The sequence below is a fragment of the Streptomyces muensis genome, from assembly GCF_021474425.1.
Taxonomy (GTDB): Bacteria; Actinomycetota; Actinomycetes; order Streptomycetales; family Streptomycetaceae; genus Streptomyces; species Streptomyces muensis.
This window is the reverse complement of record NZ_JAKEIP010000400.1, coordinates 1-7,353: the sequence shown is the minus strand read 5'-3', so window position 1 is coordinate 7,353 and position 7,353 is coordinate 1. Positions and strand designations below refer to the sequence as shown.

At 74.0% G+C, this 7,353-nt stretch carries 8 protein-coding genes; 3 read left to right on the top strand and 5 right to left on the bottom strand.

Annotated features, from left to right (window positions below):
- Window positions 1–51: 51 nt before the first annotated feature.
- On the bottom strand, window positions 52–459 hold the full coding sequence (locus L0P92_RS41780) for a hypothetical protein (RefSeq protein ID WP_234768361.1): 408 nt from the start codon (window positions 457–459) through the stop codon (window positions 52–54).
- A gap of 84 nt (window positions 460–543) precedes the next feature.
- Here L0P92_RS41780 and L0P92_RS41775 point away from each other — a divergent pair, with 84 nt between their 5' ends.
- Window positions 544–1,317, top strand: a complete 774-nt coding sequence (locus L0P92_RS41775) for an MBL fold metallo-hydrolase (RefSeq protein ID WP_234768360.1) — start codon at window positions 544–546, stop codon at window positions 1,315–1,317.
- Window positions 1,314–1,934, top strand: coding sequence for a DedA family protein (locus tag L0P92_RS41770; protein ID WP_234768359.1), 621 nt, complete (start codon window positions 1,314–1,316; stop codon window positions 1,932–1,934). The genes L0P92_RS41775 and L0P92_RS41770 overlap by 4 nt, the downstream gene beginning before the upstream one ends.
- A gap of 55 nt (window positions 1,935–1,989) precedes the next feature.
- Here L0P92_RS41770 and L0P92_RS41765 read toward each other — a convergent pair whose 3' ends face one another.
- From L0P92_RS41765 to L0P92_RS41750, 4 genes are all read right to left on the bottom strand, one after another.
- Window positions 1,990–3,069 carry an MBL fold metallo-hydrolase gene (locus L0P92_RS41765; protein ID WP_234768358.1) on the bottom strand — a complete coding sequence of 360 codons (1,080 nt, stop codon included), beginning with the start codon at window positions 3,067–3,069 and terminating at the stop codon, window positions 1,990–1,992.
- Window positions 3,066–4,313, bottom strand: a complete 1,248-nt coding sequence (locus tag L0P92_RS41760) for an aminotransferase class I/II-fold pyridoxal phosphate-dependent enzyme (protein ID WP_234768357.1) — start codon at window positions 4,311–4,313, stop codon at window positions 3,066–3,068. Before L0P92_RS41760 ends, L0P92_RS41765 begins: the two co-directional genes overlap by 4 nt.
- Window positions 4,314–4,413: 100 nt before the next feature.
- Complete coding sequence (locus L0P92_RS45570) at window positions 4,414–5,388, bottom strand: hypothetical protein (RefSeq protein ID WP_308289813.1); 975 nt, start codon at window positions 5,386–5,388, stop codon at window positions 4,414–4,416.
- Between the two features lie 200 nt (window positions 5,389–5,588).
- Complete coding sequence (locus L0P92_RS41750) at window positions 5,589–6,305, bottom strand: ANTAR domain-containing response regulator (RefSeq protein ID WP_234768356.1); 717 nt, start codon at window positions 6,303–6,305, stop codon at window positions 5,589–5,591.
- Window positions 6,306–6,453: 148 nt separating this feature from the next.
- Between L0P92_RS41750 and L0P92_RS41745 the strand changes: the two genes are divergently transcribed.
- Window positions 6,454–7,353: PAS domain-containing protein (locus tag L0P92_RS41745; RefSeq protein ID WP_234768355.1), on the top strand; the 900-nt coding region annotated here is incomplete at its 3' end.

The following is a 7,353-nucleotide window of genomic DNA, read 5'->3' as shown; positions in this document are numbered from 1 at the left end:
GATGGTGCCGCAGACGCCGTACGACCTTTCACGGCATCCCACGCGGAGCGTTCAACGGCCGTCGTAACCCGCCGTCGGCATCGACAGTCTTCGGTGGACGCGGGCCTTCATCTGGGCGTCGTACAGAGGCTCGGCGCGCCCCACCGTCTCCACCCGCACCCCCCGCCGCGCGCACTCCGCGGTGAACTCCTCGACGGAGGACAGCGCGCTCTCCAGCACCCTGCGGCTGGGGGCCACGAACAGGTCGAGGCCGGGGCGGACGCCCTCCCACAGGACGGTGTGGTCCGCGCGCAACCGGCGTACGAGCAGCTCGCGCGCGACGACGTACCCGTGTTCGGCGGCCCAGCGCGCGCACATCGCGTGCTGGCTGCGGGAGTCCACCAGGAAGGGGTCGGCGTCCAGCTGTTCGAGCGGCGTAAGACTGGCGATGGCCGTCACGCGCACTATGGATGACCCCATGGCGTCCCCCTCACCTCCGGGTTTCGCCGCCGACCCTACTCCAGCCCGTACGCTTCGGGGAGTCGCGCGAAGGAGGCAAAGAAGGTGGCCGTGGAGATCACGTGGTGGGGTCACGCCACCTGCACGGTCGAGGATTCGAACGTGCGCGTGTTGACCGACCCCTTGTTCGCGCGCCGGCTCGCGCACCTGCGCCGCCGCCGGGGCGCACTGCCCCCGCCGGGCGCCTGGCGCGCGGACGTCGCCGTGGTCTCCCACCTGCACGCCGACCATCTGCATGTGCCGTCCCTGGCCAGGCTGGCGCAGGGCACCCGCCTGCTCGTGCCCCGGGGCGCGCTCCGCGCGGTACCGGGTCTGCGCCGGCTCGCGCATCTCCAGGTGAGCGAGATGACGCCGGGGGACGTGACGACGGTCGGCGACCTCGCCGTACGGGCCGTGCCGGCGCGGCACGACGGACGGCGGCTGCCGGTCGGCCCGCGCCGCTCCCCCGCCCTCGGCTATGTCATAGAGGGCGAGGCACGGACGTACTTCGCCGGGGACACCGGGCTGTTCGACGCGATGGCCAAGGAGGTCGGGCCGGTCGACGTGGCGTTGCTGCCGGTCGGCGGCTGGGGACCGTATCTCGGGGAGGGCCATCTGGACGCGGGGCGCGCGGCCGAGGCGCTGGCCCGGCTCGCACCGCGCAGCGCGGTGCCGGTGCACTACGGCACGTACTGGCCGATCGGCATGGACGCCGTGCGCCCCCATGAATTCCATGCGCCCGGTGAGGAGTTCGTGCGGCTCGCGGCGGCGCGTGCCCCCGGCGTGTCGGTGCACCGGCTCGCGCATGGGGAGCGCGTGCGGCCGGAGGTGACCCGGTGACGGTGCTGGCCGCCACCACGACGGTGGTGCCGACCGCGTCGACACAGCAGGCGATCGGCTATCCGTCGCTGTTCCTGCTGGTGCTGATCGGGGCGCTGGTGCCGGTGGTCCCGACGGGTGCGCTGGTGAGTTCGGCGGCGGTGGTGGCGTTTCACCAGACGGCACCGTTCTCGCTGGCGCTGGTGTTCGTGACGGCGTCGACGGCCGCGTTCCTGGGGGACGCGACGTTGTACTGGCTGGGGCGGCGTGGGATGGGCTCGAGGAACGGGTCGCGCTGGCTGGAGGCGATTCGGTCGCGGGCGCCGGAGGAGCGGCTTGCGCGGGCGCAGGAGAAGCTCGCCGCGCATGGGGTGGCCGTGTTGGTGTTGTCGCGGCTGGTGCCGGCGGGGCGGTTGCCGGTGATGTTGGCTTGTCTGCTGGCCAAGTGGCCTATGCGGAGGTTTGCTCGGGGGAACTTGCCTGCGTGCCTCGCGTGGGCGGTGACGTATCAGTTGATCGGGATTCTTGGGGGGTCGTTGTTCAGTGAGCCGTGGGAGGGTGTGGTTGCGGCGGTTGCGTTGACGTTGGTGATCAGTGTGGCGCCCAGTTTGTGGCGGCGGGTTCGATCTGCCGGGTGATGTCTCGTGGCGGGGTGCGGGTTCGTTGTGGCTGGTCGCGCAGTTCCCCGCGCCCCTAGGGGTGGGTGTCCTCCAGCACCCTTGATGCGCCGACCGGCATGTCCCACAGGTCACGTCGGTCCAGCCCCGCCTTCTCCCACGCCACCCGCACCCGCGTGAGCGGTTCCAGTACCGGCTCCGCCGACAAGACGAACGTCGCCCAGTGCATTGGGGCCATCCGCCGCGCGCCGAGGTCCTGGGCCGCTCGGACCGCTTCCTCCGGGTCGCAGTGGACGTCGCTGAGCCACCAGCGGGGGTCGTAGGCGCCGATGGGGAGCAGGGCGAGGTCGATGCCGGGGTAGCGCTCGCCGATGCGGGTGAACCAGTGGCCGTAGCCGGTGTCGCCCGCGAAGTGGACACGCTGTCCGTCGGGGGCGGTGAGGATCCAGCCGCCCCACAGGCTGCGGCAGGTGTCGGTGAGGGTGCGCTTGGACCAGTGGTGGGCGGGGACGAAGTCGAAGCGGACGCCGGACAGTTCGGCCGCTTCCCACCAGTCCAGCTCGGTGACCTGGGTGAATCGGCGGCGACGGAACCAGGGGGCGAGGCCGGCCGGTACGAACACGGGGGTGTGGCGCGGGAGTCGGCGCAGCGTGGGGGCGTCCAGGTGGTCGTAGTGGTTGTGGCTGATGACGACCGCGTCGACGCGGGGCAGGGCGCTCCAGGCGACGCCGACGGGGGTGACGCGGGCCGGGGTGCCGAGGATGCGGCGGGACCAGACGGGGTCGGTGAGGACGGTGAGTCCGCCGATCTGTACGACCCAACTGGCGTGCCCCGCCCAGGAGACGGCGACCGTGCGGGCGTCCACGCGGGGTACCGGGCCCGGCTCGAAGGGCAGGCGCGGGATGTCGGCGAGGCCCTCCGGGCCGGGGCGCACGGAGCCTTCGCGGGCGAAGCGGGCGAGGGTCTTGAAGCCGGGGAGCGGGGCGGTCAGACGGTCGTGGAAGGTCCGCGGCCACACTCGGCGTTCGCCCAGCGGACGGGGTGCGGCGAGCGGCGGGAACGGGGGCGCGAGGCGGGACGGGGCCGACGGGGCGGCGGCTTCCCGGGTGGGTGTACGCGGCGGGGTCGACGTGGCTGACTCGGACTGCTGCGTCATCGAGGAGGCTCCCATCGCTGAGCTTCGTCACGGAGGTCGTCGAAGACCGACTTCAAGTGGATCAACGCACGGTGCACGTGCGGCAGTTCCAACGGCGAGGGTGAAGTGAGACATTCCGCGCGTTCCTCGTCCGTGCCGGCCAGCAGCGGTCCCGTCGACAGCCGTACGCGCAGCGCGCCGAGGTCGTCGCCGAAGCGGTGTCCGCCGGGCGCGGGCATGCCCAGCCGGGCGGCGAGGAACTCCTCCAGGTCCTGTGCGTCCCCCACGTCGTGCGCGGACAGGCCGGCGCGCAGCGGGCCTAGGTCGATGTACAGGTGCCTCCCGGCCTGCGGGGGCCGCGCCACCGCGCCCGCGTCCACGGCGGCGGTGTGCGCGGCGGCCGCCACACGCGCGTGCAGGCGTACGGCGGCCGTGATCCGCTCGGTGACCGGGGCGGGCTCCTCCAGGGCGTACCCGGCGGCGAGGGCGACCGGGCCGGCGATCCGGGCGCCGAGCGCGGTGAGTACGTCGAGCACGCGCGCGTGGAGGCCGTTCCCGGCGTCGTGGGCGGGGAACCGGGCGACCGCGGCGGGCCAGCCGGGCGGGAGGTGGGCGCCGGACAGGTCGGTGACGACGGTGACCTGGTCGGGCAGCATCTCGGCCGGGCTGAGCAGCACGGTGTCGTGCGGGGCGTGCACGGTGTCGCGCCAGGTCTCGTCGCTGACCAGGTGCAGTCCCTCGTCGGTGGCGGCCTCCAGGGTCTCGTGCAGCGCCTCGGGCGGGGTCACGGTGGCGGTGGGGTCGTCGGCGACGGACAGCACCAGCAGCCGCGGGTCACCGCCCTCGTCCCGGACCCGGCGAACGGTCTCCAGCAGGGCGTACGGATCGGGGACCCCGCCGCTCTCGGCCGGTGTCGCCACATGGAAGACCGGTCTGCCCAACAGACGCGCGTACGGCGCCCACCAGGCCGCGCAGGGCCGTGGCACCAGGACGTCGCCGCCGAGCGCGGCGGTCAGCGCCAGCAGCAGGGCGGGCGCCCCGGGGGCGGCCACCACCTGCTCGGGCCCCGTCGGCAGCCCACGCCGGTCCCAGTAGCCGCAGGCGGCCTCCAGGAGTCCGTGGCCGCCTCCGATCGGCTCGCTCCCGGACCGGCCGGCGGCCGCGGCGAGCACGGCGGCCAGTTCGGGCAGCACGGGCAGCCCGTCGCCCGGCAGCGGTGGACCGTAGCGGACGGGGCCGTGGCCTTCGGGGTCCGTCGGGCGCATCCGTGCCTCCGCGCTGTGCCTGGTGCCTCAGTGAGTACCCATCGTGCCGCCCCCCATGGGCGCCCGCAGGGGGTTGCGCCCGTCACAGCGTCGGTGTGCGTCAGTCCTGCGCGGTGGGCGTCCTGCGGCGCAGCCGGTACACCGCGCCGCCGGCCGCGCCCGCGATCAGGAAGCCGCCCGCGACCAGGGCGGGTACGGAGTCGGTGAAGGTGCCGCCCGAGCCGGCCCGCACACCGTGGTCACGGGCCTCGTCCTCGACGCAGTCCGTCCCGTCCTTGCCGGGTTCGGCCTTGTCAGGTTCGGTCATGCCGGGATTGGTCATGCCGGGTTCGGTCATGTCGTGCTCAGTCATGCCCGAACGGGGATCGGCGCAGTGCCGACCACCGCCGTCCGTGCCGCCGCTGCCGCCACCCTCCATCCCGCCCCGGCCGCCGCCCTCGACGCCCTCCATGCCACCGTCCTGGCCACCCTCGATACCGCCCTGGCCGCCGTCCATCCCGCCCTGGCCGCCGTCCATCCCGCCCTGGCCTCCGGCCCAGCCGCCCGTGCCGCCGTCCTCGCCCTCTTCACTACCGCCCTCACCGCGGGCCTTTCCGCCGTCCTTGCCCGCGTCCTTGCCGCCCGTCCCGCCGCCGCTGTCGAGGGCCACCGTGAACGTCGCGCTCCACGGCTTGCCCTCTTTACCGGCCGCCGCGGGGCACGTGCCGTCCACCGTCCACGCGGAGTCCGAGCCGACGGCGTCGGGGTCGCCCTCGAAGTTCTCGGCCGGAGGGATGCGGGCGGTCCCGCTGTAGGCGGTCCCGCTGTAGGCGGGCCCGGCGCTCTTGTCGTCGTTGCCGGTGACCCGTTTCAGCTCGACGGTGCCCTCTTCGAACGCCTGTGAGGTGGCGTCGAGCGTGGCGGGCGCGGTGCCGCCGGCCGTGTCGCACGTGACCGAGACGGTGACGCTGCCGCCCGGGGCGACGCTGCCGGGGCTGACCTCGGCGGCCGGTTCCGCGAAGACGGCCGAGGCGGCGAAGCCCAGGACGACACCGGCCAGGGCGGCGACGGACAGGGCGCGGGCTCTGCGGCGCATGGGGTGAGCTCCTTCGACCGACGGCTGCTTGGGGGTACGGCGGGTCGTGCCCCCGCAGCCATGACAGCCCGCCCGGCGTCCGGGCGCGCGCGGCCGGGCACCATTCGCGGGACGGGGACGCCCGAGCGGGTGACATCACCGGGGCCTCCCCCTGCCCTCGTCCCCTGTCCCCCCCGTCCCTCGTCCCCCTCCCCGTCCCGTCAGTTCAGCAGCGCCGCCAGGTCGCGCTCCAGACCGCGCCCACGCCTGCCGACCACTCCGGCAGCGACGTCCGACAGTTTGCGGTTGGTGCCCTGGGAGATGCGGCGCAGGACTGCGAAGGCGGCGTCGGCGTCGCAGCCGAGGACGTGCATGACGATGCCGCACGCCTGGTCGACGACGGGCCGGGAGCGCAGGGCGGTGCCGAGATGGTCGAGCTCGGTGAGCGCGGCGCGGTAGGAGCGGTCGCGTACGAGGCAGCTGGCGGCGAAGTCGCCGAGGGCGTGCGCGGGCCCGTGGGCGGCGTCCTCCAGGGCGCCCGGCCGGAAGCTGTAGAGACTGAGGGGCACCGTCAGTCCGGAGCGGCGGAACGGGAGCGTGACGCTGGAGCGCACGCCCGAGTCGAGCGCCATGGCGCGGTACTCCGGCCAGCGCTCGTCGCGCAGCAGGTCGGCCGAGTCGACGGGTTCTCCGCGTTCCAGAGCGGCCGGGATGGGTCCGTCCCCGGAGCGGAGCTGCACGGCGACGAGTCCGGCGAGGTCGGGGTGGGTGACGGCGGCGGGCCGCTCGGCTCCCGGCTCGGCGACCACGCCGCTCGCCCCGCAGCAGTCGGTGGTGCAGCGCACGGCCTGTTCGACCAGTTCGGACAACCTGCGGGCCGGAAGGGCCGCTTCGGCGGACTCGTGCACCAAGTGGCCCACAGGGTGGTGAGCGGGCATCCTCAACTCCTCCTCTCTCCCTTCTTCTCTTCTTGCCTTCCTCCCGGCGCGTTCCCGCGCCCGCGCGGGGAAAACGGCGGGAGAACAGGCAGCACCGGTTGGGTCCCCGCCGCCCCGCGCCGCGTGGTCACGAGCTAGGTTCGTTCCCATGGCGAAGACCGACGAATTCGGTGAAGAGCTCGCGGATTTCGTGCGCCGCGTCGCGGAACTCAAGGCGGCGCGCTCCGTGTCCGGAGGGGATCTGCCGACCGTACTGGACGCGGCGATCTTCGAACTCGACCATGTCGCCGACCAGTTGTGGCCGTGGTACGAGCGGCTCTCCTCGGCCGGGCCGTCCCGTACGGCGTCCGCCGACCGTCAGGAACAGCATCTGCTGCGCGCGGTGTTCCAGCGGTTTCCGCTGCCCGTGGCGCTGGTGGACCGGGAGGCGGTGGTGCGCCGGCTGAACTTCGCGGCGACGTCCTTCACCGGGGTCCGGGCGGGCTATGCGACGGGCCGGCCGCTGACCGGGTTCCTCGCCCACGCCGACCGGGCCGCGTTCCGTTCCCAGGCGGCGGCTGTGGCCCACGGCGAGGGCGACCGCAGCCTCACCGTGCACCTCCAGCAGCGCCCGTCCGCGCCGGTCCACACGACCCTGACGGCCGTACGCCCCAGCGGGGAGCCGCACACCACCGTGCTGGTGGCGCTCCAGCCCGGCGACCTCCGCACGCCCGGATCCCCCGGTCCGGCCGAGAGCCCGACGCCCCAGGTCCCCGACCTGACCGAGACCACCCGGCACGCGTCCCTGATGGACGTCCTGGACGAGATGACCACGACCCTGCTGACCGCACCGCGCGGCGACCGCGACGCGGTCGTCCGCCGGGCGGCCCACGTCCTCCACGGCCGCTTCGCCGACTGGGTGATCGCCGACACGGGCACGTCTGCTCTGACCCGTACGACGGTCCTGGCGCCCTCGGAGAAGGAGGCTGAAGCACTGGCGGGTCAGGCCCCAGCCAGGTGCCCCCTGGTCATGGAGACGGCCCGCACGGCCTCCCCCACCCTCCAGGTA

Coding starts and splice junctions, on each gene's coding strand:
- L0P92_RS41760 (WP_234768357.1), bottom strand. CDS start 4,313: ATGCGCCCGACGGACCCCGAAGGCCACGGCCCCGTCCGCTACGGTCCA.
- L0P92_RS41750 (WP_234768356.1), bottom strand. CDS start 6,305: ATGCCCGCTCACCACCCTGTGGGCCACTTGGTGCACGAGTCCGCCGAA.
- L0P92_RS41780 (WP_234768361.1), bottom strand. CDS start 459: ATGGGGTCATCCATAGTGCGCGTGACGGCCATCGCCAGTCTTACGCCG.
- L0P92_RS41765 (WP_234768358.1), bottom strand. CDS start 3,069: ATGACGCAGCAGTCCGAGTCAGCCACGTCGACCCCGCCGCGTACACCC.
- L0P92_RS45570 (WP_308289813.1), bottom strand. CDS start 5,388: ATGCGCCGCAGAGCCCGCGCCCTGTCCGTCGCCGCCCTGGCCGGTGTC.